Source organism: Micromonospora zhanjiangensis (genome assembly GCF_042650605.1).
Lineage (GTDB): Bacteria > Actinomycetota > Actinomycetes > Mycobacteriales > Micromonosporaceae > Micromonospora_J > Micromonospora_J zhanjiangensis.
The window spans coordinates 106721-129592 of sequence record NZ_JBHSBN010000014.1 but is presented as its reverse complement, the minus strand read 5'-3'; the positions used below and the strand labels follow the sequence as shown (position 1 = coordinate 129592).

The window sequence follows — 22872 nt, the reverse complement described above, 5'->3', positions numbered from 1 at the left end:
GCCGGTTGGCGATTCCCCCCGGGGAATTGTCGCGGCGCGTCCGGCGCAGGACAGTCGTGGTCGCAACGATCATCCACGATCAAAGGATCGCTATGGCTGACATCGACCTGAAGAACCTCACTGACCGCTATGTCGCGCTGTGGTGCGAACCCGACCCGGAACGTCGCCGCGCCGCCGTCCGCGAGCTCTGGTCCGCCGACGGGGTCCATGTCCTGCAGCCGCCGCAGGACATGCGACAGGCCGCCGAGGGCCTGGGGTTCGACCGTCTCGTCCTGGAGGCGCGCGGGCATGACGAGCTGGAGGTGCGGGTGACGCGCTCGTACGAGGAGTTCATCGCACCGGGCACCTTCGTGTTCCGTTCCCGCGGGGATGCCGAACGGCTCCACGACGTGGTCAAGTTCCACTGGGAGATGGTGCCTCGCGACGGTGGCGAGGTGGCCGGTGTCGGGCTGGAGATCCTCGTGCTCGGGGCGGACGGGCGTATCGTCAGCGACTACCAGTTCATCGAGGGCTGACCGCGATGACTGCGACGCTTCCCCCGTCCGTGCGCAGCTACCATGTCAACAGCGGCGACGGCATCGATGGCCTGCAGCTGCGCACCCACGAACCACGCACGCCAGGCACCGGCGAGGTCGCGGTCGCGGTCCACGCCGTCTCGCTCAGCTACCGCGAACTGCTGGTGCTGCGGGGGCAGTACGTGCTGCCGGTCAAGCCGGACGTCATCCCCGTCAGTGACGGTGCCGGGCAGGTCATCGCCGTGGGGCCGGGTGTCCAGCGGGTACGACCGGGTGATCGGGTCACCGCCGCGCTGTTCCCGCAATGGCTGGACGGCCCCCTGAAGCCGTCATACCTGCCCCAATTGGGAGGCTCCCTCGACGGCCTGCTCACCGAACTCGCCGTCCTGCCGGAGCACGCCCTCGTCCCGGTCCCCGAGCACCTCTCCTACGCCGAAGCCGCGACGCTGCCGTGCGCTGCCGTCACCGCATGGAACGCGTTGACCGGGGACGGTCCTGGGACCCGGCCCGGGCACACGGTGCTCACCACCGGTTCGGGCGGCGTATCACTGTTCGCGCTGCAACTGGCCAAGCTTCTCGGCGCGAAAGTGATCGCCACGACCGGCCAGGTGGAAAAGGAACAGCGTCTTCGTGACCTGGGCGCTGACGAGGTCGTCAACTATCGCGCCGTTCCCGACTGGCACAACGCGGTCCGCGACATCACCGACGGGCGAGGGGTCGACCGGGTCGTCGACACTGCCGGAACACTGGAGCAGTCACTGAAGTCGGTTGCCGTCAACGGGCACGTCGCGTTCGTAGGGTCCCGGTCCGGTGACTGGCCACCCCTCGACCCTCGCCTGCTGTTCGGTGTCGCCGCGACGGTTCGGGCGTTGGCAGTCGGAAGTCGCGCCCAGTTCACCAAGCTGAACGAGATCATCACCGCGCACCAGCTTCGACCGGTCACCGACCGAGCGTTCCCGTTCGAGGAAGCCGGCGCGGCGTTCCGGTACTACGAGTCGGCAGACCCGTTCGGAAAGGTCATTGTCGAAATCCGATAGCTCGCTGATCAGTCTGTGATTAATACAGCCACCAACGGGTCACTGAATCGCCGTGCCGTGGGATTTGGACCATGCATGACCCGCCGACGATGACCGCAGGACCTTGTACGGCTCGACGTCGGTTGCTGGGTCAGGCTTCGCGGTTACTGCGGCGCAAGAGCTTTACGGTGTGCTGGCGGCGGCCCCAGGCAACGAGTGTGACGGGCACCAAGTAGGCGGCCGGGGTGATCACGGTGACGGGGTCGAATAGCAGTATCTGGGTGACGACCGCGCCGGCCAGCAGGGCGGTGAGGCCCAGCCCGGCCAGACCGGACAGGGCCGGTACCAGCAGTCCGACCGCGCCGGAGAGTTCAACTGCTCCGATGAAGTACATGAACCAAACACCGAGGCCGATCTGATCGAATGCCTCAACGGCGTCGGGGTAGGCGATGAACTTCGTGCAGGCGGCCAGCAGGAACGCGGCGGCCAGCAGGACCTGCAGCGCCCAGAGCGCGATATTGACCTTGCGGCCGGAGGTCGTCGTCGGGGTGGCGTGGGTGAACGTCATGACGTTGTCCCTTCTAAGGGTGGGTGGCCGTCGTGGCCTTCACCACCCAGTCGGAGCCGCCGCGAGAACCTCGACACGTCCGTCAAAGTTCTCGGCACGAGCTCTCGGCGTGGACTTCATCCGTCGCGTCTACCTGCGACGACCACGCCAGCGGGAGCGTCGGGAAGTCAGCGTGAGAAAATCTTGGTCGAGGATGTCGAGGTGTACCCGTCGGCTCCGACCAGCCAGCGAAGGGCGCCCAGCGGGGGACGCTCGTCGAGGAAAGAAGCCGACCATGAAGTACATGATCACCATCTACGGCAACCAGGAGCTGTGGGAGTCGTTCTCGGCCGAGGAGTTCCAGAAGGCCATCGCCGAGCAGGAGGCGTTCAACCGCAAGTTCAAGGAGACCGGCGAGTTGCTGGGCGCGTACGGAAACGCCGACGCGGCACAGGCGAAGACGGTGCGGGTGCGAAACGGGGCGCCGGCCGTAACCGACGGCCCTTACCTGGAAGCCAAAGAGTACCTGGCCAGCTGGTACCTGATCGATGTGGAAAGCGAGCAGCGCGCCTTGGACATCGCCGCTGAACTGCCGTTCGCCTCGTTCAACGCGGTCGAGGTCTGGCCGATCCTGCACGAGGCCACCGGGAACGAGATTTGAGCGGCAAGGAACCACTCGAGGACCTGCTGCGCCACCTGGCGCCGCAGGTCCTCGGCGCGCTCATGCGCCGCTTCGGGGGGTTCGACTCCGCTGAGGACGCCGTCCAGGAGGCGCTGCTCGCCGCCGCCACGCAATGGCCCGAGCAGGGCGTGCCCGAGAACCCGTACGGGTGGCTGGTCACCGTCGCCACACGCCGGTTCACCGACTGGGTACGCAGCGACGCCGCGCGTCGACGGCGTGAGGACGCAGACCTGCTCGCCACCCCGCCGTCCCTACTCGTGGCGGCCGCCGCCGATCAGCCGCCCGGCAACGAGCACGATGACAGCCTGACGCTGTTGTTCCTGTGCTGTCACCCGTCACTGTCGCCGCCGTCGCAGATCGCGTTGACATTGCGGGCGGTCGGCGGACTGAGCACCGCCGACATCGCCCACGCCTTCTTCGTTCCCGAAGCGACCATGGCACAGCGCATCAGCCGGGCCAAACAGAGCATCCGCAAGGCGGGTGCGACGTTCCAGCTGCCGCCGGAGGCCGAACGTCCCGAACGACTAAAGGCGGTGCTGCACGTCCTCTACCTGATGTTTAACGAGGGCTACACCGTCACCTTCGGCCCCCAACTACAGCGCCATGACCTGACCGGCGAGGCGGTGCACCTGACCCGTCTACTACATCGGCTGCTTCCCGACGACGGTGAGGTGGCCGGACTACTGGCGCTGATGCTGCTGACCGAAGCACGCCGCGACGCCCGTACTGGCGACGACGGCTCGCTCGTTCCGCTGCCTGAGCAGGACCGTAGCCGCTGGGACCAGAGCCTCATCGCCGAAGGCACCGCACTAGTCACCGAAACGTTGTCCCGCACTCGTCAGCTCGGACCGTACCAGATCCAAGCGGCGATCGCCGCTGTCCATGACGAAGCCCGACGGGTCGAAGACACCGACTGGCCGCAGATCCTCGCCCTCTACGAGCTGCTTGAACAGGTCTCACCCAACCCGATGGCGACCCTTAGCAGAAGCGTCGCCGTCGCCATGGTCCATGGCCCCGATGCCGGCCTTGACATCATCACCAGCCTAGAAGCCGACGACCGGATGGCGCGCCATCACCGGCTCCATTCCGTACGTGCCCATCTGCTCGAGATGGCCAATCGGCGGCAAGACGCCCGGGCCAGCTACCGCACCGCGGCCCGCTACGCGACGAGCCTTCCCGAGAAGCGCTACCTCGACGCCCGGGCGGCCAAGATCACCAATGCACCCACGCCGCCCGGCTCCCAATCGACGTAGTGCAGACGACCACGGTCAGCCGTGCAGACGACCTCGGACTCCGACAACCATCCCTTACAGAGCTTGAATGGTCAGGTTCGTCCGATGTGGTCGGGTGTGAGGGGTGTGGGACTGTACAAATAACGGCTGATCGACCGTTCAAGGGAGAGACGCCAGATGACGACCGAGACCACCGTGGGAGAGCCGGCCGTGGAGCCGGTGGGTGCGGTCACGGATGAGCAGTTGATCGCGATGCTGGTCGATCGGGCTCGTGGTGACGGGCTGAAGCTGACCGGTGAGGGCGGGCTGCTGCAGCAGCTGACCAAGCGGGTCCTCGAGTCCGCCCTCGAGGGGGAGATCACCGACCACGTCGGCTATGACAAGCACGACCAGGTCGCGGCCGGGTTGCTCACGACCAGCCGGGTCGATGAGATGATCGCCAAACTCCCGGCCGGGGCGTGGAAGCACCGCAGCGCCGGCGACGGCGCACACGGCCCACGGGTCTACGACTGGGTAGCCACCCCGATCCGCCGTGACTTCGGCACCGACCGGCGCGGCTGGGTACTGGCCCGCCGCTCGATCTGCGACCCGACCGACATCGCCTACTACGTGTGCTCCGGGCCACGCGGCTCCCGGCTGCGGGAACTGGTCCGGGTGGCCGGCAGCCGATGGTCCATCGAGGAACTGTTCCAGACCGCGAAGAACGAGACCGGCCTGGACCACTACCAGGTCCGCCGCTACGACGCCTGGTACGCCCACATCACGCTGTCCATGGCGGCCCTGGCCCACCTGGTCGTCACCCGCGCCACCGAACGAGCCGCGACCGTCGAGGCGGTAAAGGGGGCGACGATCCCGAGGCAGACGAGTTTGTCCCGCTCAGCAGCAACGAGATCCGCCGCCTGATGGCCCGCCTCGCCCAAGGCGGACGTGCCGTGATGACCAAAGCCCTGCACTGGTCACGATGGCGCCGCAGACGCCAGGCCCAAGCCCGCGCCGCCCATTACCGCAAACAATCCAAACGCCTCGAAAGTGACGACCCTGGGTTGCAGTATTAATTGCCCGTAGGGCTGACAATGAGGGAATGCTGGAGCGGAAGGCGGAAGGCACCGTCGGACCAACGGCACGGCTTGCTGCATGGATCCTGTGTAGACGGATGAGGCGTAGAAACCACCACACCGAAACGGTGGTCCGGCTGATGGCGGACGCGCGGGACCAACGGGTCTCGGCGATGGCCGAGGTGGCCCTCGCTCGGGCCTGGACCCGCGATCCGGCGGCGCCCAACCGCATCTGGACCGCATTGTTCGACCGGCCGAAGGCGGCGTTGCGGTTTCTGCTCGCGTCCGCGCCGGACTGTCCGCACGAGCCGCGGGTGAGGCTGGTCACGGCGCCGCCGAACGGAGGTCGGGTGCTGCGGACCGCGCGGGACTTCCCCGACCCCGAAATTCGTGCGGCGCTGGCCGACGTGTTGCGCGCCACCGACCATCCGGTACTACTCGGTGACTTCGAGGAGGCCCTGTCCGGCGAGGACCCGCCGTACTGGGGGGTCCTTGGCCTGGCGTTGGACAATCCCCATCTGTGCCGGCCCGCTCCGCTTGGCAGGGACCGCACCGCGCTCGCCGTCGTCGCGATCCTGAAGGGACGGCTCGACCTGCTGGACAGCTACGACCCGGCGAGCCTGGTGCCGACGCTGGCGCGCCTCGCGGGCGGGAGATTCCCGGCGCCGGTCGCGCAGGTGTGCCGCCAACGGCTGCGTGCGCTGGGCCCCGGCCCGGCCCGCGAGCGGCTGTGCCTGCTCGCCGTCGAGGGCGACACCGAGGCGCTGGCCGCCGTCACGGACAGCGGCCAGGAGCCAGCGTCCCCGACTGTGTTGCCTCTTTTCCTCTTCCGCACCGAGCAGTGGGAACGGTATGACGCCCTGGACCCCGACGGCGCCCTGCTGGAGGAGCACATCGAGGTTCTCAGCGATCGCGGCATGGCCCAACTGGTGGAGATCGCCCGGCGCAACGGCCGCAAGGAGCCGGAGCCGATATCGTGGTCGGCGACGCTTCTGACCGGCTGACGGCTCCGGTGCGGACAAGTCAGTTCTTGCCGAGGTCCACCTCGACGAAAAAGGGCGCGGTCACCTTCACGACGCCGGTGAAGATCTCGCCGTCGCGGTAGCGTCTGGTCGCCGGGTCAAGAACGTATGTGTAGACGAGGGGCGCCCCGGTGGCGGCTTGCTCGACCCGCCAGTAGAACTGAATTCCGGCCCTCGCGTACTGATCGGCCTTGACGATCCGGTCGGTCGTCTCCGAGCCGGGAGAGACCACTTCGACCACAAGAAGCACATGCTCGGGCCGGGTCGGGGTGACATCGATGGTCTCCGCCCGGTAGACCGTCACGTCAGGACGGCGGTTGTTCAGCGGTACGTCCTGGAGCCGGAGATCGAAGTCGGTATCAGCGTTCCAGTCCGGTCCCGCGGCAGCATCCAAGGCGTTCGCCAGAATCCTGGCCAGGCGGTTGTGTCGCTTGGAGGCACTCGGACTCACGAGGACCATCCCATCCACGATCTCGATACCCGCGCACTGCTCTTCTGTCCAGGTCGCGTACTGCTCGGCCGTGACCTGCTCGTGCATCCAGGCCGGCGCGACCATCTCGACAGTCATACACACCTCCTGAACAACGGAGATCCGCCTCAATCCGTTACATAGTTCTTTCAGAACGTTGTGGCCGGGCCACCAACCTCAAGATACCGTGCCTCCGGCGACAACCATGCCTCTCGGCCCGTGCACCGATTTACTCCAATTCAGCCCTTTATACGTGAATAGCACCTCGACTTCGCCGCACGCAACAGCCCTCGCCGTAACGCCGACCACGTCGGAGCGACCAGGCGGTGCGCTGACGAGCGGCGTGGCGGTTTGACCCTGACGCAGGGTCAACCTTTCAGCATGGTGGCATGACCGACGTACGGCATTTCACGATCCAGCACGACGGCGTCACGATCCCGGTGTCTCGCGGCGGCCGAGGTCGGCCGCTGGTCCTGTGTCCCGGGCTGAACTCGACACAGGCAGACCTGCGCGAGCTGACCGAGTTGTTGCGGCACGACCACGACGTGGTGACCTTCGACCTGCGCGGCCATGGCCGCGCCACCGCCGCCGACGACTACTCCTTCGAGGCTTTCCTCAGCGATCTCGTTGCCGTGATGGCGGAGCTGGAACGCCTCGATCCGCCCTCGGCGCCCCTGCTCGTGGGCTATTCGCTGGGCGCGGACCTGGCCGTGCACTATGCCTCCGCGCATGCCGGCACCGTCGCCGGGCTCGTTCTCATCGACGGGGCGAACCCGGTGCCCGACCCGTTCATCACCGAGGCTGACGCGGCGGCGTTTCTGGCGATGTGGGAGGAGCTGGCAACGCAGCAGGGATCCCTACGGGGCACCGCCCGCCAGGTGTTGCTCACCGGTCAGGAGATTTTTGACCTGAACGTCGAGATCGATGTGGTCCGGTCGGGGATCCTTCAGCCATACCGGAAGATCGAGCAGCCCATCAGCATGATCATGTCGGCCTCGATGGCCGGCGACAGCGGCGAAGGGCCGGCGCCGCAACTCAATCAGAACTGGCGTGCCGGCGTCGAGCGGCTCGTGCGCGAGCAGCCGCGCATCGCCACGTTCTGGCTCGACGCCGACCACCGGCTGCCCTTCACCCACGCCCCGGAGATCGCCCGGATCATCCGCGGTACCCGGGACGCTGCCGGCCAAGCCGGCTCCGTGACCGCGCCGTAGGAGACTGAAGCAATGTTGACCATCGGTGAGCTGGCGTCGTATGCCGGGGTGACGGTTCGTACGGTGAGGCACTACCACGCCAAGGGGCTGCTACCGGAACCGGAGCGGGACCACTCCGGCTACCGGAGGTACGACGCCACCGCCATGGTCGATCTCATCAGGATCCGGACCCTCGCCGAGGCCGGAGTCCCACTCGCGCGAATACGGGAGCTGCTGCGGGCCGACGAGGAGGAGTTCGCCGCGGCGGTCGCAGACATCGACAAGCGGCTACGGGCGGAGATCCGGCAACGGCAACGGCATCGGGAGCGGATCGCACACCTGGCCGCCGGGGACAACCTGGTGCTTCCCCCGATGGTGGTCGATCACCTCGACCGGCTGCGGGCGCTGGGGGTCGACGAACGGATCGTTCGGGTCGAGCGCGACGGCTGGATCCCGCTGGTCGCGCGCTCACCGGAACGAGTGCCGGAATGGATGGCGCGCAAGTGTGAGCAGCTCGACGACCCGCAGTTCGTCGGCTTCTACTTCGCCCTCGGCCAGGCCCTCGACCGGACCGACGACGACCCGTTGCTGGTCGAGCTGGCCGAGGAACTGGCCGTCTACATCACACAACTGGTCGACGAACGGGGGGAGAACTACGTCGACGACACGGACATCGAACCGACCCTGGTCACGCTGATGGACACCCTGGTGTTCGACACCGTACCGCCGGCCCGTCGGCTGATCGAGTTGCTCAAGGAGCGGGGCTGGACCGGCTGGACCGAACTCAAACGAGTGGACCCACCCTGCTCTCCATGACCGGCTGTCCCGTCAGGTGCTGTCGGACCGGAACAGCCGCGGCGCGAAGTCGATGAGATTTTTCTGCCACGCGTCCCAGCCGTGCGGGCCCTGTGTCACCCCGGCGAATTCGTACCGGATTCCGAGGGTGTCGAAGGTCGCCATCGTGGACAACACGGTGGGGTAGACGAAGTCCGTCACGTTGCCGGTGTACATCCGCAGCAGCTTCGTGCCGCGGTTGACCGCCGCGACGTCGAAGCCGGTGGAGTTGAACACGCCCGCGGAGAACGTGCCGACGTAGGCGAACTCGCCCGGATGCGTCTTGAGGAGGTCGAGGGCCTGGAACCCGCCCATCGACAGGCCGGCGAGGGCCTGCCGCGCCGGGTCGTGCGAGATGTGGTACGCGGCCCGGGCCGCCGGGACGATGTTGTCCAGCAACTCCTTCCCGAAGTCCGGCACGTTGCCGTTGCCCATCACCACGACCATCGGCACGATTTTCCCGTCGCGGAAGCCGTTGTCGAGGATCTGCTTGGCGCGGCCCATCTCCACCCAGTCGGTGTAGTTCTGGCCGCCGCCGTGTTGGAGGTACAGCACCGGGTACGGTTCCGCGCGGGCGGGGTCGTAGCCGGGCGGTGTCCACACGTACGCGGTGCGTTCGGCCGCGACCACGGTGCTGGTGTAGGTCAGGGTGGTGAGCGTGCCGCCCCGACCGGCCGGGACGTCGGTCAGTGGGTGGGCGGCCGGTCCGGGGGCGAGGAACGTGCTCCAGGTCGGTTCCGTGGTGATGTGTGTCGGGTTCGCGGTGTCCTTCTTCGACACCAGGTCGACGATGAACTTGTAGTAGTAGAACCAGGGCTTGAGCGGGCCCACGGTCCCCCGCCACCGGTCACCGCTGCGGGTGAGCGGAACGTTGACCCAGCTTCCGCCGGGCGCCCAGTTGCCCCAGAGGGTCACCCGGCCCGCGCCCGCGTACTCGGTGCCCGTCTCGACGGTGGCGAAGGTGTCTCCGTTGGCGTCCCGGGTGAGCCACGGGGTCGGCGTGCTGCCCGGAGCCGGCGTCGCGAACTCCCGGGTCAACGGCAGGTGGCCGGCGCTCGGACCGTGGTCGTGGACGGGCCGGAACAACCGGGGCAGGAAGTCCGCCAGATTCTCCCGCCAGGCGTTCCAGGTGTGGCCGTCGTCCGGGTTCACCCCGTCGAAGTCGTGCCGGACCCGGGACCGGTCGAGCGTGCGCAGGGTTTGGTAGGTCGGGTTGTACGCGGGGTCGGTCATGTTGCCGGTGTACAGGCGCAGCAGCCGGGTCCCGGCGTTGACGGCCCGGCCGTCGATCCGCAGGTGTTCGTCGGTCAGCGAGCCGGCGAACGAGCCCACGTAGGCGTAATCGCCGGGATGGGTGAGGGCGTGCCGCAGCACCTGGCTTCCGCCGGCCGACGCGCCGGCGAGCGCCCGGTGCGCGGGGTCGTCGGCGATGTTGTACGCCCGCCGGACGGCCCGCGCGAGGGCGCGCAGTTCCGGCTGGAAGTCGGGGCCGTCGCCGTCGCCCAGCACGACCACCATGGGTTCGATCCGCCCCCGCACGGCGAGGTTCTCGAGGATCTGCCGGGCGCGTCCGAGGTCGAGCCAGTCGGTACGGCTGCCGTCCGCGCCCTGCTGGAGGTATAGCACCGGGTACGGGCGGTGCCGGTGCGCGTCGTAGCCGGGTGGGGTCCAGACGGTGGCGGACCGGGTCTGCCGTGGCCCGACCGGGTAGCTGACGGTGCCGAGGGTCCCGCCCTGACCGGCGGGCACGTCCGCGAGCAGGCTCGCGGCGTCACCCGAAACGAGGAACGTGCTCCAGGTCGGGTCGGAGGTGACCGCGCCGGTGTTGGTCGGGTCCTTGAGGAGCTTGGTGCCGTCGGCGCGGATCCGGTAGTGGTACAGTCCCGGCCGCAGCGGGCCGATCACGGACGTCCAGGCGTCCCCGGACCGTCCGAGGCCCAGGTCCGCGAGGGCGAAGGACGGACCGAAGTCCGCTTCGACGACGACGTTCGACACCGTGCCGAGCGCGCTTTCCAGGTCGGCGGCCGGGACCCGGAACGACGCGAACCCGTCGGACACGGTGAGCCACGGGGTCGCCGCCGCGGCCGGCTGGGCTCCGGTCAGCACCACCACCGCTCCCAGGATGAGAGTGCCGAGCGCCGCCAGGCAGCGGCGTACGCCGGCGCGGTGGGTCGGTCGCCAGTGCGGGGATGCACCTGCCATTACCTCAACTCCTCGCGCTGTGCTGGGCGGCAACCCGAGTTCGACTTCGTGTTCGTGGCCCAGCGGAGCGGCATGCCGGCTTTCCGACCGGGCAGGTCGGCCGTGACACGACGCCATGCCTCATGGTTAACATCACGGCACGTCCTGGGCGGTTCTGCGCACCGCCGCCCGGCGCATTATGATCGACAACCTACTCGACATATTTAAGCGTGTCAATCAATTGCCGATCCTGGCACAGCTTCTTGATCTCGATCGCCAGCAGATGCATCGGCGCGCCCCATGGAAGCGTGGACTCACCGACCTGCACCCACCCCGCTCGCTCATACATGCGCCGGGCGGCAGAACGAGGATCGGACGCGAGCGTGGCCCATCGTTCCCTTCGGTCAGCAAGGAGGCGACGCATCAGCCCAGCACCGATTCCTCTTCCTCGATGTCCAGGGTGAACGAGCCACTCCATCACGGCGAGTTTATCGGCGGCCACCACGTGTACGGGACCGGCTGTGGTGGCACGGCTCCACCATTTCCCGGTTGGCATCGTCCAGCCGTAGGCTGCGCCCACCACCGTTCCGGTCTCGTCGGCGGCGACGACAAGCTCGAACCCGTCCCGCGTCGTGTCATCGGGGATACCATGACGGAACCGGGCCACTTGATCCGGTCCCTCCGAGTACGGCGACTCGGCGTAGACGACGGCGTAGAGATCTACCAGCGCATCGACCATCGGCGGAACTTCGGCGGGCGGTACCGATCGGTAGGTGACAGTCACGGCGCTGAAGGCTCTGCCAGCCGTGCGGCGAGATCATCTACAGCGGGTAGTGACCGCTGCGAGGTGGGCACTGCCCGCAGAACCTGTCGCGTCACCGCGTGCAGCGCTCTCGTGTGCTGCCTGACGGGCAACCTGTCCAGGGCATCGGCGGCGTGCCGTAGCCCATCGGGTATGTGACCGGCGTAGATCATGCCGGCAGCTCGGTGGAGTTCCACCTGCGCGCGCAGTCGGGCCTGCGAGGGCGGATAGAGCGCGAGCGCCCGGTCCTGCGCGGCCGTGGCGGCTTTCTGGTCACGCGTCAGCGTGTAGACGTACGACTGGGCGTGTCGCAATCGGTGCTCCGGCCATCCCCACAGCGACTCGACGTCCTGTGTCACGACATCAGGTAGCCGCTCGGTGATCCGTTCCACCTGGACGGCGGCATTGGCGGCCTCGGCATGCCGGCCGGTGAGGGCGAACATTTGCGCCCTACCTGCCCAGAGCCCTGCGATGGCGGCAGTCGCGCGATTGCCGGTGAGATTGACAGCGACTTCCGACGCGGCAAGCGTTTCGGCGGCCGGACGCTGGTCGTAACACCCGCCGACGACCTTCCAGGCTGCTACCAGGATCCGGGTGTCCACATCCCCGGACCGCTCGGCGGCCCGGTGAGCGGTGCGCCACCATCGCCGGGCGGCGTGCGTATCCGTTTGTCCGGCTGCGGTCATCGCCACGATCACCGATAGGTGAGCGGCGACCGTCAGCAACGTCCGAGCCCGCTCTGGGTCGCGGTGGGCACTGACGAGGGTCTGCAGTACTGCTAGATCCGCAGTGAGATCCGCAAGCAACTGGCTCGGCGAACGGGTGTAGTAGGCGTATCCGTAGTCGGCGATGATGGCCAGCCACTCGTCCTCGTCGGCGCGCGCGGCGTGATTCACGCCCTGCCGTATGGCCTCCAGGCCGATATCCCTGTTGGGAGCGGTGGTGGCGAGTGCCCCGAGAGCTCTGAGGAGTGTCCTCCGCTGCATGTCATCCTCTGATGGTCCGTGCTGATGGTACGCCGCAAGGAGCGCGCCGCCGGCGTCCAACGTCCGATCACAGGTCTCGGCCAGGGCGGCCGTCGGCGCCCGTACACCTCGTTCGATCTGGCTCAGGTAGCTGTGGTCGTAGGCGGCGACTCGGGCCAGATCCCGCAGACTCCAACCCCGCTGTTGCCGTAGCTGCCTCAGTCTCCGCCCGAAGCCGTCCATCACTCTCCAGCAAATGTGTGGGCCAGGTGTGGGCACACTGCTCACGTCTTTCGGTGTCCACAGGCTAGCGCCGATTGTGTAGTCGTGCCGTCACTTACCCGGCCCGTCGTCGCGCTCGTTCCCCTGGGGAGTGGTGCCAAGTACGGCGGCGACGCCATTGGTTCGAGGATGCGAGGCGACCTGATGAAGAAAAACGACAACCAGAGCGTTCGACCCGGTGGTCTGGTTCACGCAGTACGGCGACTTGCCGATCATCATGCGCAGGGCCCGGCGCTGATCGTACGGACACCGGACGGTAGCTACCTGGTGAGTGCGGACGGTTCCGGTGAAGGGCCTCGCAACAGATACGTCATTTCCCGCAGCCAGCTCGGAAGCCTGATGCGGGAGAACGATTTGCGGCGAGAGCACCTCGCCGATCCCCACACCGCCGGCAAGGTCGCCGCGCTCGTCGCCGGCTTCCGTCCGCCGGGAGCCCGGGAGGGTTAACCATCGCGTTGGTCAGGCGGGCGGTGGGGTGGGGACCGATCGGCGGCCGCCGTGCGAGGCGACCAGGGCGTCGGCCACGATCGCGGCGTCCGCGTCGGCCACGTCGGCGGGATACTCCGGCAGCAGGTCGTCCCAGACGGGCAGCCAGGATCCGTAGAGCTGCGCCTGGCCCTCCGGCCGGGCGAAGAACCAGACGTGCAGGTGCGCGCCGCCGTCGCCGACGCGGTAGACGTGGGCCCGGGAGATGTGCGGCAGCGCCTGCACGTGCCGGACGATCCGGGTGCTCAGCAGCCCCAGCTCGGCGGCGAGTTCGTCGGGCAGGTCCGCCATGTCGTAGTGGTCGCGCGGATGCAGCATCAACACCAGCGGTACGCCCACTCCGGGGATCCGGGTCAGCCGCCAGTCGTCGTTGAGCCAGATCCCCTCGTCGCGCTGCTCGCAGCTGCGACACCGCGCCGGGTCCTCGCCGTGCCGGGCCGGCTCGGGCAGCACCGGTGGACGCAGCGGCGAGACGCGCAACCCGTCCGACTCGAACGGGCTGATGTCCCAGCCCGTCATGCGGGCCAGCGGAAGCCGTCCCTCGGCGTCCGCGGCAGCCAACGCGTGGTCGTAGAACTGGTCCGGGGACAAGGCCATGGCGCGAAGACTAGTACAACCAAGATCAGAGCGGGGACCGGAGCAGCCCGCGGTCGGACATGAAGGCGCGCAGCGTCTCGGCGTCCCCGGCCGACATCAGGTGGCGGGGGATCACGGTCGCCGGCATCCGGCCGACGTACACGATCCAGAACTCGGGGGTGTCCCTGACCTCGGTGACCCCGTCCCAGGCGATGCCGCCGGACTCCGTGCCGCTGCGCATCATGATGTTGTCGTCGGTGATGTCGTAGCCGCCCTCGACGGCGTAGCGGCCGGACCGGCGCCGGGCGCGCCACCGCACCCACGGCGCGTACAGCATCGACAGCAGGCCGGCCAGGAGCAGCGCCACGCACAGCGACGTGACCCGGTCGCCCCACGGGTACCCGCGCGACACGACGAGGCCGATCGCCCCGGCCGCCGCGAGCGCCGCGCCGATGTAGCCGTACTTCCGCAGCCGGACGTCGCTGAGCACGGCGGCCACCCGGCCCGGGTAGGCCGGATCGGCCGGGACGTCGAAACGGATGTGCACGCCAGAACGATAGTGCCCGGCAATCCGCTGGATCATCCCGGCCGGTCCTGCGACCATGCCCGGATGACCTCCTTCATCTCCCACACGAGTGTCGACTGCGCCGACGCCTACCCGTTGAGCCGCTGGTGGCAGGGCGTCCTGGACTACGTCGAGGACCCCGACGACCCGAACGAGCCGGGGCACGAGGAATGCCTGATCATGTCCCGGGACCGGACCCATCGCCTGCTCTTCATCGAGGTGCCGGAGCCGAAGCAGGTCAAGAACAGGATTCACTTCGACCTGCGTCCGGTCGAGGGCGCCCGCGACGACGAACTGACCCGCCTGGTGGAGCTGGGTGCGACCACCGTCGACGACCGGCGCAACCCGGACGGGACCGGCTGGGTGGTGCTGGCCGATCCCGAGGGGAACGAGTTCTGCATCCTGCGCAGCAACGCCGAGGTGGCCGCCGGGCGCGCCTGAGGCGTCCGTACCCGTCAGGTCGGCGCGGACCGGAGGGCGTCCGCGACCGGGCGCCGGCTGGCGGTCAGGGCGGGCACGGCGGCGAGTACGGCGACCGCGAGCAGGATCCCGGCCGCCACGGCGAGCATCCAGAACACGGACGCGCGTGCCGGACATTGCCAGACTTCGATAAATCTGGCCTCTCGACCTGGTGGGTCCCGGCAGGACTGCCCTACCGTCGGGCCATGGTCTCGCGACGATCGATCCTGCGGGTGGCACCGGTCGCCGCCGCCCTGGCCACCGCCCCCAGCTTCCCCCGCCGGGCCGACGGGTCCGCCACGTCGACGGATCCGGTACGCGTACCGCCGGACCCGGCCACGACGCAGGGCGCCGCGACCGCGGTGTGCGGCTTCACGGCCGACCTCTACCGCCGGCTGGCGTCGGCCCGCGCGGGCGGCAACGTGGTGTGCGCGCCGTACTCGGTCGCGCTCGCGCTCGCGATGACCAGGGCGGGTGCCCGCTCGACCACGGCGGACGAGATGGACACCGTGCTGCATGCGCCGCAGCCGCGACCCGGCGCGCTGGACAGCGGGTTGAACACCGTCGACCAACTGCTCGCCGGCCGGTACCAGGACGGCGACGGAATCAAGCAGGCCCGGCTGACCACCGCCAACGCCCTGTGGACCCGGCTCGATCTGGACCTACGGCCCGGGTTCCGGGACACTCTGGCCGGCTACTACGGCGCCGCGCCGCACCCGGTCGACTTCCGTGGCGCGCCGGAGGCGACCCGTCAGGAGATCAACACCTGGGTGTCCGACCGGACCAACGCGAAGATCCCGGAGTTGTTGCGGCCCGACACCGTGCGGGCCGACACCAGCCTGATGCTGACCAACACGACGTACCTCAGGGCGGCCTGGACGTACCCGTTCACCGCGACGGCCACGGCGGCGGAGCCGTTCACCCGGGACGACGGCACCGTGATCGACGTCCCGACGATGCGCGGGCCGTTCGACCCGATGGGCTACCTGGAGGGGGACGGGTGGCGCGCGGTCGACGTCCCGTACGCGGGTGGCGGGCTGGCCATGGCCGTCGTCCTGCCGACCCGGGGTGATCTCGCCGCGGTCGAGGCACGGCTCGACGCGACGTGGCTGGGCGCGTTGCTGACCGGCTTCCGGTCCGCCACCGTGCAACTGCGCCTGCCCCGGTGGACGTTCCGCCTCCCGGTCGAGCTGCGGGCCGCGCTGAGCGACCTCGGCATGCCGACGGCGTTCACGCCGAGCGCCGACCTCACCGCGATGAGCACCGAACCGGACCTGTGCGTCGACAACGTGGTGCACGAGACCTTCATCGCGGTCGACGAGAAGGGCACCGAGGCCGCGGCCGCGTCGGCCGTCATCGTCCGGCCACCGTCGATCCCCCAGGGGCCGCAGTTCTTCGTGAACCGGCCGTTCCTGTACGTCATCCACGACCGGTCCACCGGCGTACCGCTGTTCGTCGGCCGGGTCCACGACCCGCTGGTCACCGGCTGAGCCCGGCACACCGCCCGGCTCAGGGCCGCTGGAGAAACCGGGTCAGGCGGGTGGTGAGTTCGGTCGGTTGTTCCTCGAAGAGCCAGTGGCCGCAGTCCTCCACGACGTCCCCGGTCACCGTCGTGGCGTACCGCGCGACCTGGGTCGCCACCGCGTCCCCGAGGCTGGCGCGGGCGCCGAGGGCGAGGACCGGCATGGTCAGCACGGTGAAGTAGCCGAGGTTCCAGAGACCCGGGCCCCGCGTGGTCAGCGTCGGCAACTGGTACAGGCTCTGGTCCGGGATGGGTGCCTCGGTGAGCACGAGCTTGCGGACCCGGTCGCGGTGCGCGGCGGCGTACGCGTACGCGACCACGGCGCCGATGTCGTGTCCGACGACGCTCACGTCGTCGTCGAGCCCGAGCTGGGTCAGCAGCCCGTGCACGTCGGCGGCCAGGGTCTTCTTGTCGTAGCCCCCGGTCGGGACGTCGCTGCCGCCGGAGCCGCGCAGGTCCGGTGCGATGACCGTGTGCTGCCCGGCCAGTTCCGGCAGCACCTTGCGCCACATGTACCACGACTGGGGATAGCCGTGCAGCAGGACCAGCGTGCTCCTCCGCCCGCCGCGGACATAGTTGATCGTGACGTCACCGATCCGCGCGGTCTGCTCGGTGAAGGAATCCGGAACCCGCCCGCCGCCCATCGCCCCCCGCTGACCGAAGCGGTTCGCGGCCTACCCGATCCCGGGCCGGCTACACCTGCCCCGGGCGTCCGTCGGCGCCGCCGGGTGCGGTCAGCGCGCGGCCACGGTGACCCGACGGCGGTCCGAGTCGGCCGGTTGCGCCGCCGGGAGGCGGATGGTGAACCTGGCCCCGGCGCCCGGGGTCGAGGCGGCCTCGACCGTGCCGCGATGACCGGTCACCACCTCGCGCAACAGCGCCAGGCCCAGCCCGTACCGCCGTTCGTGGCCGCCCGGTCCCCGGTGGAAGCGGTCGAAGAGCCGGTCGGCCTCGCCGGGGTCGAACCCGACGCCGGTGTCCGTCACGGTCAGCTCGACGAGGCCACCGGCACCCCGCGACACCGTCAGGTCCACCCGACCACCGGGCGGGGTGTGGTTGACCGCGTTGGCCAGCAACTCCCCCACCGCCCGGCGCAACGCGGACTCGATGCCGGGCACGAGCAGCGGCTCGGGCGGACGGTCGACGGTGACCGTCAGTTGGCGCTCGGCCGCCCGGTCGGCGTCGGCGGCCACCGCCGACTCCGCGAGCGCGGCCAGGTCGACGACCCCCGCGTCGCGCCCGTCGGGGGTGGCCGCGAACCGGGCCGAGAGCAGCAGGTCGTCGACGATCGCGCCGAGCCGGGCCACCGAGACGGCCAGCCGGTCCAACCCGGCCCGGTGGTCGGCCGGCAGATCGGCGGTGGCCGCCGCCCGGGCCAGCACCTGCACCCGGGTGTACGCCTGGGTGATGGGGGTCCGCAGCTCGTGGCTCGCGTCGGTGACGAACCGGCGCTGCCGGGCCAGCGCCTCGGTGAGCGGGGCCACCGCCCGGCGTCCCACCAGCAGCGCGGTGGCCCAGGCCACCAGCAGGCCCACGCACTCCGCTACGGCCAGGGCCAGCAGCAGGCTGCGCCGGTCGGCGAGCTGGTAGCGGGTGTCGAAGACGGCCTGCACCCGGCGGCCGTCGGCCCGGGTCTCGGTACGCACCTGGTAGACGGTGCCGTTGCGGGTCACCTCGCGCAGCCGCAACGCGGGCGGGTCGGAGACCTGGGTCAGATCCTCGATCAGCGGAAAGCCGGCCGGGGCCGGTATCGGGCTGTCGGTCACGGCGCCGTTCTCGACGGCGAACAGCCAGACGCAGCCGGGCGGGGTGGCCGTCTTGCCAAACGTCACGCTGAACCACAGCTCCCGCTGGACCTGGCTGTCCTGCGCGCGCGCCATCATGGCGTACGCGATCACCCCGACCAGGGTGACCAGCACGGTGATGACCAACCCGACCACCGCGCCGACCCGGTACCGGGCCCGCTTCACCACCGCCCGGTCGGCCACGGTCAACGGCTGCGCCACTGAACCTTTTTCAACCTGAACCGCGCGGTGCCCACGCGCCGCCTTCGACCGTGACCGACGACGGCCCGCAAGGGGAGGTTGAGAAAGGTTCACTGGCACCTCCTGCGGTCGATCAGAGCGTCCCCAGCCGGTAACCGAGGCCGTGGATCGTCCGTACCACGGCCCGGCCCAGTTTCCGGCGCAGATAGTAGACGTACGTGTCCACAATGGATGGGGCGGTGGTTTCCTCGAAGACCCGGCGGCGCAGCTCCGACCGGGAGTGCACGGCGTTGGGGTGGACCGCCAGCACCCGCAGCAGCTCGAACTCCCGGGCCGACAGTGCCACCCGACGCCCGTCCGGCAGCACCACGTCCCGAAGGTTGAGATCGAGGTGGGCCGCGCCGATCCGCAGCGCCTCGGCCCCGTCGGCGGTACGCCGGCACAGCGCCCGCAACCGCGCGCTCAGCTCGTCCAGGTGGAACGGTTTGACCAGGTAGTCGTCGGCGCCCGCGTCCAGGCCGTGCACCCGGTCGTCCACGGTGCCCAGCGCGGTCAGCAGCAGGGCGCGGGACTGCACCGCCCTGGACCGCAGCCGCCGCAACAGGTCGAGCCCGTCCAGCGCCGGCAGCAGCCGGTCGATGACCACGACGTCGTAGCGCCGGGTGAGGCCCAGGTGCAGGCCGCGCTGGCCGTCGCGGGCCAGGTCGACGACGTACCCCTCGGCGGTCAGCGCGTCCGCCAGCAACTCGGCCAGTTCGCCGTCGTCCTCGACCAGCAGGAGGCGGTAGGTGGCCGTCTCCCGCACTCCGATTCCACTCACGACCCCTAGAATCACACGGAGGGACCGCATTGGGATAGTGATGACTATCGTTGTATTTGGTCAACCGGCTCGGGCCGTTCGGCCACCGGACGCGCGCGGATCCGGTCCCGGCGTTCGAACCAGTCGAGCAACGGCGTGGCCATCAACGTCGTCACCAGCGCCACCAGCACCAGCACGGTGAACAGCGCGGGACTCACGATCCCGGCTTCCAGGCCCACGTTCAGCGCGATGAGTTGCATCAACCCCCGGGCGTTCATCAGCGCGCCCACCCGCAGGGCCACCCGGCTCGGCTCGCCGCGCAGCCGCGCCGCGGCCCAGCAGGCGCCGAACTTCCCGGCGATGGCCGCCACGACGCAACCGAGCGCGAACAGCAGCACGGCCGGGTCGCCGAGCAGTCCGAACTCGGTGCGCAACCCGGAGTACGTGAAGAACAGCGGCAGGAAGACCGTCTGGCACACCGGCGACAGCAGTCCCACCACGTGGTCGGTGCGTTCGCCCACCGGCATGACCACACCGACCGCGAACGCGCCGAAGACCGCGTACAGGCCGATCTCGTCGGTGTACCAGGCGACCGCGAACAGCAGCGCCACCACACCGAGCAGGCGGGCCGGGTCGGCCAACCGGTCGGTCCGCATCAGCACGGTGGCGGCCGGGCGGATCACGTACCAGATCAACACGACGAACAGCAGCGCGCCGGCGACCGTACGCAGCGCCGGTCCGGTGTGGCCGGAGGCCGCCGCGATGACGAAGGCGAGCATGATCCACGCCGCCGCGTCGTCGATCGCGCCGCTGGCCAGCGCGAGCGACCCGTGCCGGGTGCCGGCCTGGCCGCGTTCGGTGATGATCCGCGCGAGCATGGGAAAGGCGGTGATGGCCAGCGCGACCCCGACGAACGCCGCCGACACGCCGAGCGCAGTCCCCTCGGCCAGGATGTGCGCGGGCGCGCCGAAACCGACCACGAGCAGCACGCCGAGCACCAGCGGGGCGGTGACCCCGGCGAGGGAGACCGCCCCGGCGGTGCCGACCAGCCCGGTGACCTCGTGCTGGCGGAAGGCGTAGCCGGCCTGGAACATGAAGATGACCAGTCCGACCTGGCCGACGACGTACAGCATGGGGTAGAGCGGCGGCGGGAAGATCGCGTCCTGCGCCCGCGGCAGCAGCAGGCCCAGCAGCGACGGGCCGAGCAGCACGCCGGCGAGCATCTCGCTCACCACGGGCGGTTGACCCACCCTGCCCAGCAGCCAGGCGACCGCCCGGCAGGCCAGCAGGATGATCACCACGGCGATGAAGAACCGGGGCGCGAGTTCGGTGGGGGTCATGGTCGCGGCACCTCCGCGAAGTAGGTCGCACAGAGTCTCTGGCGACGGGCGTGGATCACCATCAGCGTGCCGAGCACGAGTTGCACGAGGCTGCGCCCCACGTCTGCGACGGCGTCCCGGTGCCGCATCAGGGACAGCCGGACCCGACCGGGTCCGACGGCCCCGGGCGGCGTCAGGTAGCAGGGCCCCCGGCTCGGCAACGACCGGGAATGCGCCACCGTGGAGGCCAGGGTGAACCGGCGCAGCACCTCCCGGGCGGCCGCGCGCAGCATCACCGGTGCCGCGCCGCGGGCCGGGCAGGCCCGGTTGGCGGTCACGCCGAACGGGATGAAGTGCGCCCGCCGCCGGTCCAGGTCCCGCCACCGGTCCGGGTCGAACGCGTCGTCCGCCGCCGGTCCGGTCCGCTGGTAGGCCAGGTAGTTGAACAGCAGCACCGAGCCGGCCGGGAGGGTGACCCGGTCGTCGACCCGGATCGGGGCCGAGGTGACGCGGTGCGCCACCCCGAACAGCGGGTGCACCCGCAGCGTCTCGTCGACGACCCGGTCGACGGCGGCGTCGTCGTCCAGCCCGGCGACCAGGTCACGCTGCACGGCCGGGTGCTGGGCGACCGCGAGCAGCAGGTGCGCCATCGCCTCGGACATCTGCACGACCGCGGTGTTGAAGAACGCGCCCTGCAGGTACCAGGCGTTCTCCAGGGCGGTGAACCCCGGCGGCAGGAGCACCGGAACCGTACCGGCCTCGATCCGGGCCAGCAGGTGGCGGGTGAGCCGGTCCCGGCGGTCCATGTGCCGCAGCGAGCAGCACTTGAGCGCGGTGACCACGTCGTCGGCGTTGGCGACGATCAGGTCGCGCGCGTCGGCCGGGCACGGTTCGCCGAAGACCAGTTCGTGGTAGACCTCGGCCCACACCGGCATCATCAGGTCACGCAACCGCACCAGCGAGGTACGGTCGGCCGGCAGCCGACCCAGCGCCCGCCGGGTGGCCGCGGCGGCCAGGTCGGCCGACCGTTGGTGCGGCACGGCCAGGATCCGGCGGGTGGTCCGGGCGACCGCCTGGTACCGCTCCCCCGGTTCGAGGTGCTCCTGGTGCAGCTGCGGGCCCGGCGCCAGCCAGTACCAGAACAGGTCGGACAGGCCCGCGCCGCGACTGCGCCCGTCCGCGGCGGCGTCGGCGTAGATCCGCTCGAAGTGTTCGACGCCCACCAGCGGTCCGGGCACCGGCACACCCTCGGTGCCGTTGATCCGCCTGAAGATCCATTCCCGGGCGTGGATGAGCAACCCCGGCAGGAACCGCACGGTCACCTCCCCACCGTCTCGACGAGGTCCGGACCGAGCGCGGCGACCCGGTCCGCGCCGCACAGCGCCATCGCCCGGTCCAGCTCGTCGCGCAGCAGTTCCAGGACCTGCCGTACGCCGTCCGCGCCGGCCACGGCCAGCCCCCAGAGCACCGGCCGACCGACGGCGACCGCGCTCGCGCCGAGCGCCAGTGCGGTCAGCACGTCGGTGCCCCGTCGAATCCCGCCGTCGACGAGGACCGGCAGCCGGTCACCGACCGCGTCCACCACGGCCGGTAACGCGTCGATGCCGGTCACCGCGGCGTCGAGCTGCCGACCGCCGTGGTTGGACACGATGATCGCGTCGACGCCACGCTCGGCGGCGCGGACCGCGTCGGCCGGGTGCAGGATGCCCTTGAGCACGATCGGCAGCGAGGTGATCCCGCGCAGCCAGTCGAGCACGTCCCAGTTCAGACCGGGCTCCCACCCGATGGCCCGGGGCGGCCCGGACCCCGCCGGATCCCGCAGGTTCTCGCAGGCCAGGCCGGCGGGCAGGTCGAGGAACCCGTTGCGCAGGTCGCGCCGGCGCCGACCGAACACCGGCGAGTCGACCGTCACCACCAAGGCCCCGCAGCCGGCCGCCGCCACCCGCCGGACCAGCCGCTCGGTGAACGCCCGGTCCGGTTGCACATACAGCTGGAACCAGAACCGGACGCCGGTGGCCGCGACCTGCTCGACCGGCTGGGTGGCCGCCATGCTCAGCACCAGCACCGTCCCGGCCGCCGCGGCGGCCCGCGCGGTGCCGACCTCGCCGTCCGGATGGGCCAGCCGGTGGAAGGCGGTCGGTGCGATCAGGACCGGCATCGACAGCGACTGACCGAGCACCGTGACGGTCAGGTCGCGCTCGCCGACCCCGCGCAGCACCCGGGGCCGCAGCCGGTACCGGTCGAAGGCGTCGGTGTTGGCGCGCAGCGTCCGTTCGTCGTCCGCGCCACCGGCGAAGAAGTCGTAGTGCGCGGCGGCCAGCCGCCCGGCGGCCGCCGCCGCCACGTCCGGCAGGCTGAACACGGCCGGC

23 protein-coding genes and 2 pseudogenes are annotated in these 22872 nt (G+C 69.9%); 12 read left to right on the top strand and 13 right to left on the bottom strand.

Going from position 1 to position 22872, the window contains the following annotated elements; genetic code table 11:
* Window positions 1–92: 92 nt before the first annotated feature.
* Both ACFOX0_RS20405 and ACFOX0_RS20400 read left to right on the top strand, forming a co-directional pair.
* Entirely contained in the window at window positions 93–515 is a 423-nt protein-coding gene (locus ACFOX0_RS20405) for a hypothetical protein (RefSeq protein WP_377548305.1), read from the top strand.
* A gap of 29 nt (window positions 516–544) precedes the next feature.
* Window positions 545–1552, top strand: a complete 1008-nt coding sequence (locus tag ACFOX0_RS20400) for a zinc-dependent alcohol dehydrogenase family protein (protein WP_377548303.1) — start codon at window positions 545–547, stop codon at window positions 1550–1552.
* A 130-nt stretch (window positions 1553–1682) separates the two neighbouring features.
* Here the strand turns inward: ACFOX0_RS20400 and ACFOX0_RS20395 are convergent, their stop codons facing one another.
* Window positions 1683–2099, bottom strand: a complete 417-nt coding sequence (locus ACFOX0_RS20395) for a DoxX family protein (RefSeq protein ID WP_377548301.1) — start codon at window positions 2097–2099, stop codon at window positions 1683–1685.
* A gap of 274 nt (window positions 2100–2373) precedes the next feature.
* Between ACFOX0_RS20395 and ACFOX0_RS20390 the strand changes: the two genes are divergently transcribed.
* The 5 genes and pseudogenes from ACFOX0_RS20390 (at window position 2374) to ACFOX0_RS20375 (ending at window position 6051) form a co-directional block, all read left to right on the top strand.
* The gene (locus tag ACFOX0_RS20390; protein ID WP_377548299.1) at window positions 2374–2739 is read left to right on the top strand and encodes a YciI family protein; all 366 of its coding nucleotides are present in this window, start codon (window positions 2374–2376) and stop codon (window positions 2737–2739) included.
* The gene (locus ACFOX0_RS20385) at window positions 2736–4013 is read left to right on the top strand and encodes an RNA polymerase sigma factor (protein WP_377548297.1); all 1278 of its coding nucleotides are present in this window, start codon (window positions 2736–2738) and stop codon (window positions 4011–4013) included. The genes ACFOX0_RS20390 and ACFOX0_RS20385 overlap by 4 nt, the downstream gene beginning before the upstream one ends.
* A gap of 156 nt (window positions 4014–4169) precedes the next feature.
* Window positions 4170–4382, top strand: a pseudogene (locus ACFOX0_RS34375) (IS256 family transposase); the annotation flags it as partial.
* Between the two features lie 24 nt (window positions 4383–4406).
* A pseudogene (locus ACFOX0_RS20380) lies at window positions 4407–4895 on the top strand (IS701 family transposase); the annotation flags it as partial.
* Window positions 4896–5145: 250 nt separating this feature from the next.
* On the top strand, window positions 5146–6051 hold the full coding sequence (locus ACFOX0_RS20375; RefSeq protein WP_377548294.1) for a hypothetical protein: 906 nt from the start codon (window positions 5146–5148) through the stop codon (window positions 6049–6051).
* Window positions 6052–6070: 19 nt separating this feature from the next.
* Here ACFOX0_RS20375 and ACFOX0_RS20370 read toward each other — a convergent pair whose 3' ends face one another.
* Entirely contained in the window at window positions 6071–6637 is a 567-nt protein-coding gene (locus ACFOX0_RS20370; protein WP_377548292.1) for a Uma2 family endonuclease, read from the bottom strand.
* 290 nt (window positions 6638–6927) lie between these two features.
* On the opposite strand from ACFOX0_RS20370, the gene ACFOX0_RS20365 reads away from it, so the two are divergent.
* Both ACFOX0_RS20365 and ACFOX0_RS20360 read left to right on the top strand, forming a co-directional pair.
* Window positions 6928–7749, top strand: a complete 822-nt coding sequence (locus ACFOX0_RS20365; RefSeq protein ID WP_377548290.1) for an alpha/beta fold hydrolase — start codon at window positions 6928–6930, stop codon at window positions 7747–7749.
* A gap of 12 nt (window positions 7750–7761) precedes the next feature.
* The gene (locus ACFOX0_RS20360; protein WP_377548287.1) at window positions 7762–8544 is read left to right on the top strand and encodes a MerR family transcriptional regulator; all 783 of its coding nucleotides are present in this window, start codon (window positions 7762–7764) and stop codon (window positions 8542–8544) included.
* Between the two features lie 12 nt (window positions 8545–8556).
* Here the strand turns inward: ACFOX0_RS20360 and ACFOX0_RS20355 are convergent, their stop codons facing one another.
* The 3 genes from ACFOX0_RS20355 to ACFOX0_RS20345 form a co-directional block, all read right to left on the bottom strand.
* Window positions 8557–10764: an alpha/beta hydrolase gene (locus tag ACFOX0_RS20355; protein WP_377548285.1), complete on the bottom strand. Its 2208-nt coding sequence runs from the start codon at window positions 10762–10764 to the stop codon at window positions 8557–8559.
* A 190-nt stretch (window positions 10765–10954) separates the two neighbouring features.
* A complete protein-coding gene (locus ACFOX0_RS20350) occupies window positions 10955–11527 on the bottom strand; it encodes a GNAT family N-acetyltransferase (RefSeq protein ID WP_377548282.1) in 573 nt (190 codons plus the stop codon).
* On the bottom strand, window positions 11524–12753 hold the full coding sequence (locus tag ACFOX0_RS20345; protein WP_377548399.1) for a helix-turn-helix domain-containing protein: 1230 nt from the start codon (window positions 12751–12753) through the stop codon (window positions 11524–11526). Before ACFOX0_RS20345 ends, ACFOX0_RS20350 begins: the two co-directional genes overlap by 4 nt.
* A 183-nt stretch (window positions 12754–12936) precedes the next feature.
* Here ACFOX0_RS20345 and ACFOX0_RS20340 point away from each other — a divergent pair, with 183 nt between their 5' ends.
* Entirely contained in the window at window positions 12937–13239 is a 303-nt protein-coding gene (locus ACFOX0_RS20340; protein WP_377548279.1) for a hypothetical protein, read from the top strand.
* A gap of 12 nt (window positions 13240–13251) precedes the next feature.
* Here the strand turns inward: ACFOX0_RS20340 and ACFOX0_RS20335 are convergent, their stop codons facing one another.
* Both ACFOX0_RS20335 and ACFOX0_RS20330 read right to left on the bottom strand, forming a co-directional pair.
* Window positions 13252–13875, bottom strand: coding sequence for a hypothetical protein (locus ACFOX0_RS20335; RefSeq protein WP_377548276.1), 624 nt, complete (start codon window positions 13873–13875; stop codon window positions 13252–13254).
* Between the two features lie 25 nt (window positions 13876–13900).
* Window positions 13901–14401 (bottom strand): YcxB family protein, encoded by a 501-nt coding sequence (locus tag ACFOX0_RS20330; RefSeq protein ID WP_377548274.1) that lies wholly within the window; start codon window positions 14399–14401, stop codon window positions 13901–13903.
* A gap of 63 nt (window positions 14402–14464) precedes the next feature.
* On the opposite strand from ACFOX0_RS20330, the gene ACFOX0_RS20325 reads away from it, so the two are divergent.
* Window positions 14465–14860, top strand: coding sequence for a VOC family protein (locus tag ACFOX0_RS20325; protein WP_377548272.1), 396 nt, complete (start codon window positions 14465–14467; stop codon window positions 14858–14860).
* A 224-nt stretch (window positions 14861–15084) separates the two neighbouring features.
* A complete protein-coding gene (locus tag ACFOX0_RS20320; protein ID WP_377548270.1) occupies window positions 15085–16368 on the top strand; it encodes a serpin family protein in 1284 nt (427 codons plus the stop codon).
* 19 nt (window positions 16369–16387) lie between these two features.
* On the opposite strand, the gene ACFOX0_RS20315 is transcribed toward ACFOX0_RS20320, so the two are convergent.
* The 6 genes from ACFOX0_RS20315 to ACFOX0_RS20290 all read right to left on the bottom strand — a co-directional run bounded on the left by ACFOX0_RS20315 (window position 16388) and on the right by ACFOX0_RS20290 (window position 22865).
* Window positions 16388–17044, bottom strand: coding sequence for an alpha/beta fold hydrolase (locus ACFOX0_RS20315; protein ID WP_377548267.1), 657 nt, complete (start codon window positions 17042–17044; stop codon window positions 16388–16390).
* A gap of 90 nt (window positions 17045–17134) precedes the next feature.
* Window positions 17135–18406 (bottom strand): sensor histidine kinase, encoded by a 1272-nt coding sequence (locus tag ACFOX0_RS20310; RefSeq protein WP_377548266.1) that lies wholly within the window; start codon window positions 18404–18406, stop codon window positions 17135–17137.
* A 112-nt stretch (window positions 18407–18518) separates the two neighbouring features.
* Window positions 18519–19205, bottom strand: coding sequence for a response regulator transcription factor (locus ACFOX0_RS20305; protein WP_377548263.1), 687 nt, complete (start codon window positions 19203–19205; stop codon window positions 18519–18521).
* 44 nt (window positions 19206–19249) lie between these two features.
* Window positions 19250–20524 carry a cation:proton antiporter gene (locus tag ACFOX0_RS20300; RefSeq protein ID WP_377548261.1) on the bottom strand — a complete coding sequence of 425 codons (1275 nt, stop codon included), beginning with the start codon at window positions 20522–20524 and terminating at the stop codon, window positions 19250–19252.
* The gene (locus tag ACFOX0_RS20295; protein ID WP_377548260.1) at window positions 20521–21825 is read right to left on the bottom strand and encodes a cytochrome P450; all 1305 of its coding nucleotides are present in this window, start codon (window positions 21823–21825) and stop codon (window positions 20521–20523) included. The genes ACFOX0_RS20300 and ACFOX0_RS20295 overlap by 4 nt, the downstream gene beginning before the upstream one ends.
* The gene (locus tag ACFOX0_RS20290) at window positions 21822–22865 is read right to left on the bottom strand and encodes an alpha-hydroxy acid oxidase (RefSeq protein ID WP_377548257.1); all 1044 of its coding nucleotides are present in this window, start codon (window positions 22863–22865) and stop codon (window positions 21822–21824) included. The genes ACFOX0_RS20295 and ACFOX0_RS20290 overlap by 4 nt, the downstream gene beginning before the upstream one ends.
* Window positions 22866–22872: the final 7 nt, after the last annotated feature.

What these genes read in the sequence shown, in the direction of transcription:
- ACFOX0_RS20315 (WP_377548267.1), bottom strand. Translation starts at nt 17,044, where the DNA reads ATGGGCGGCGGGCGGGTTCCGGATTCCTTCACCGAGCAGACCGCGCGG.
- ACFOX0_RS20355 (WP_377548285.1), bottom strand. Translation starts at nt 10,764, where the DNA reads ATGGCAGGTGCATCCCCGCACTGGCGACCGACCCACCGCGCCGGCGTA.
- ACFOX0_RS20390 (WP_377548299.1), top strand. Translation starts at nt 2,374, where the DNA reads ATGAAGTACATGATCACCATCTACGGCAACCAGGAGCTGTGGGAGTCG.
- ACFOX0_RS20360 (WP_377548287.1), top strand. Translation starts at nt 7,762, where the DNA reads ATGTTGACCATCGGTGAGCTGGCGTCGTATGCCGGGGTGACGGTTCGT.
- ACFOX0_RS20365 (WP_377548290.1), top strand. Translation starts at nt 6,928, where the DNA reads ATGACCGACGTACGGCATTTCACGATCCAGCACGACGGCGTCACGATC.
- ACFOX0_RS20335 (WP_377548276.1), bottom strand. Translation starts at nt 13,875, where the DNA reads ATGGCCTTGTCCCCGGACCAGTTCTACGACCACGCGTTGGCTGCCGCG.
- ACFOX0_RS20325 (WP_377548272.1), top strand. Translation starts at nt 14,465, where the DNA reads ATGACCTCCTTCATCTCCCACACGAGTGTCGACTGCGCCGACGCCTAC.
- ACFOX0_RS20370 (WP_377548292.1), bottom strand. Translation starts at nt 6,637, where the DNA reads ATGACTGTCGAGATGGTCGCGCCGGCCTGGATGCACGAGCAGGTCACG.
- ACFOX0_RS20395 (WP_377548301.1), bottom strand. Translation starts at nt 2,099, where the DNA reads ATGACGTTCACCCACGCCACCCCGACGACGACCTCCGGCCGCAAGGTC.
- ACFOX0_RS20345 (WP_377548399.1), bottom strand. Translation starts at nt 12,753, where the DNA reads ATGGACGGCTTCGGGCGGAGACTGAGGCAGCTACGGCAACAGCGGGGT.
- ACFOX0_RS20405 (WP_377548305.1), top strand. Translation starts at nt 93, where the DNA reads ATGGCTGACATCGACCTGAAGAACCTCACTGACCGCTATGTCGCGCTG.
- ACFOX0_RS20300 (WP_377548261.1), bottom strand. Translation starts at nt 20,524, where the DNA reads ATGACCCCCACCGAACTCGCGCCCCGGTTCTTCATCGCCGTGGTGATC.
- ACFOX0_RS20340 (WP_377548279.1), top strand. Translation starts at nt 12,937, where the DNA reads ATGAAGAAAAACGACAACCAGAGCGTTCGACCCGGTGGTCTGGTTCAC.
- ACFOX0_RS20320 (WP_377548270.1), top strand. Translation starts at nt 15,085, where the DNA reads ATGGTCTCGCGACGATCGATCCTGCGGGTGGCACCGGTCGCCGCCGCC.
- ACFOX0_RS20375 (WP_377548294.1), top strand. Translation starts at nt 5,146, where the DNA reads ATGAGGCGTAGAAACCACCACACCGAAACGGTGGTCCGGCTGATGGCG.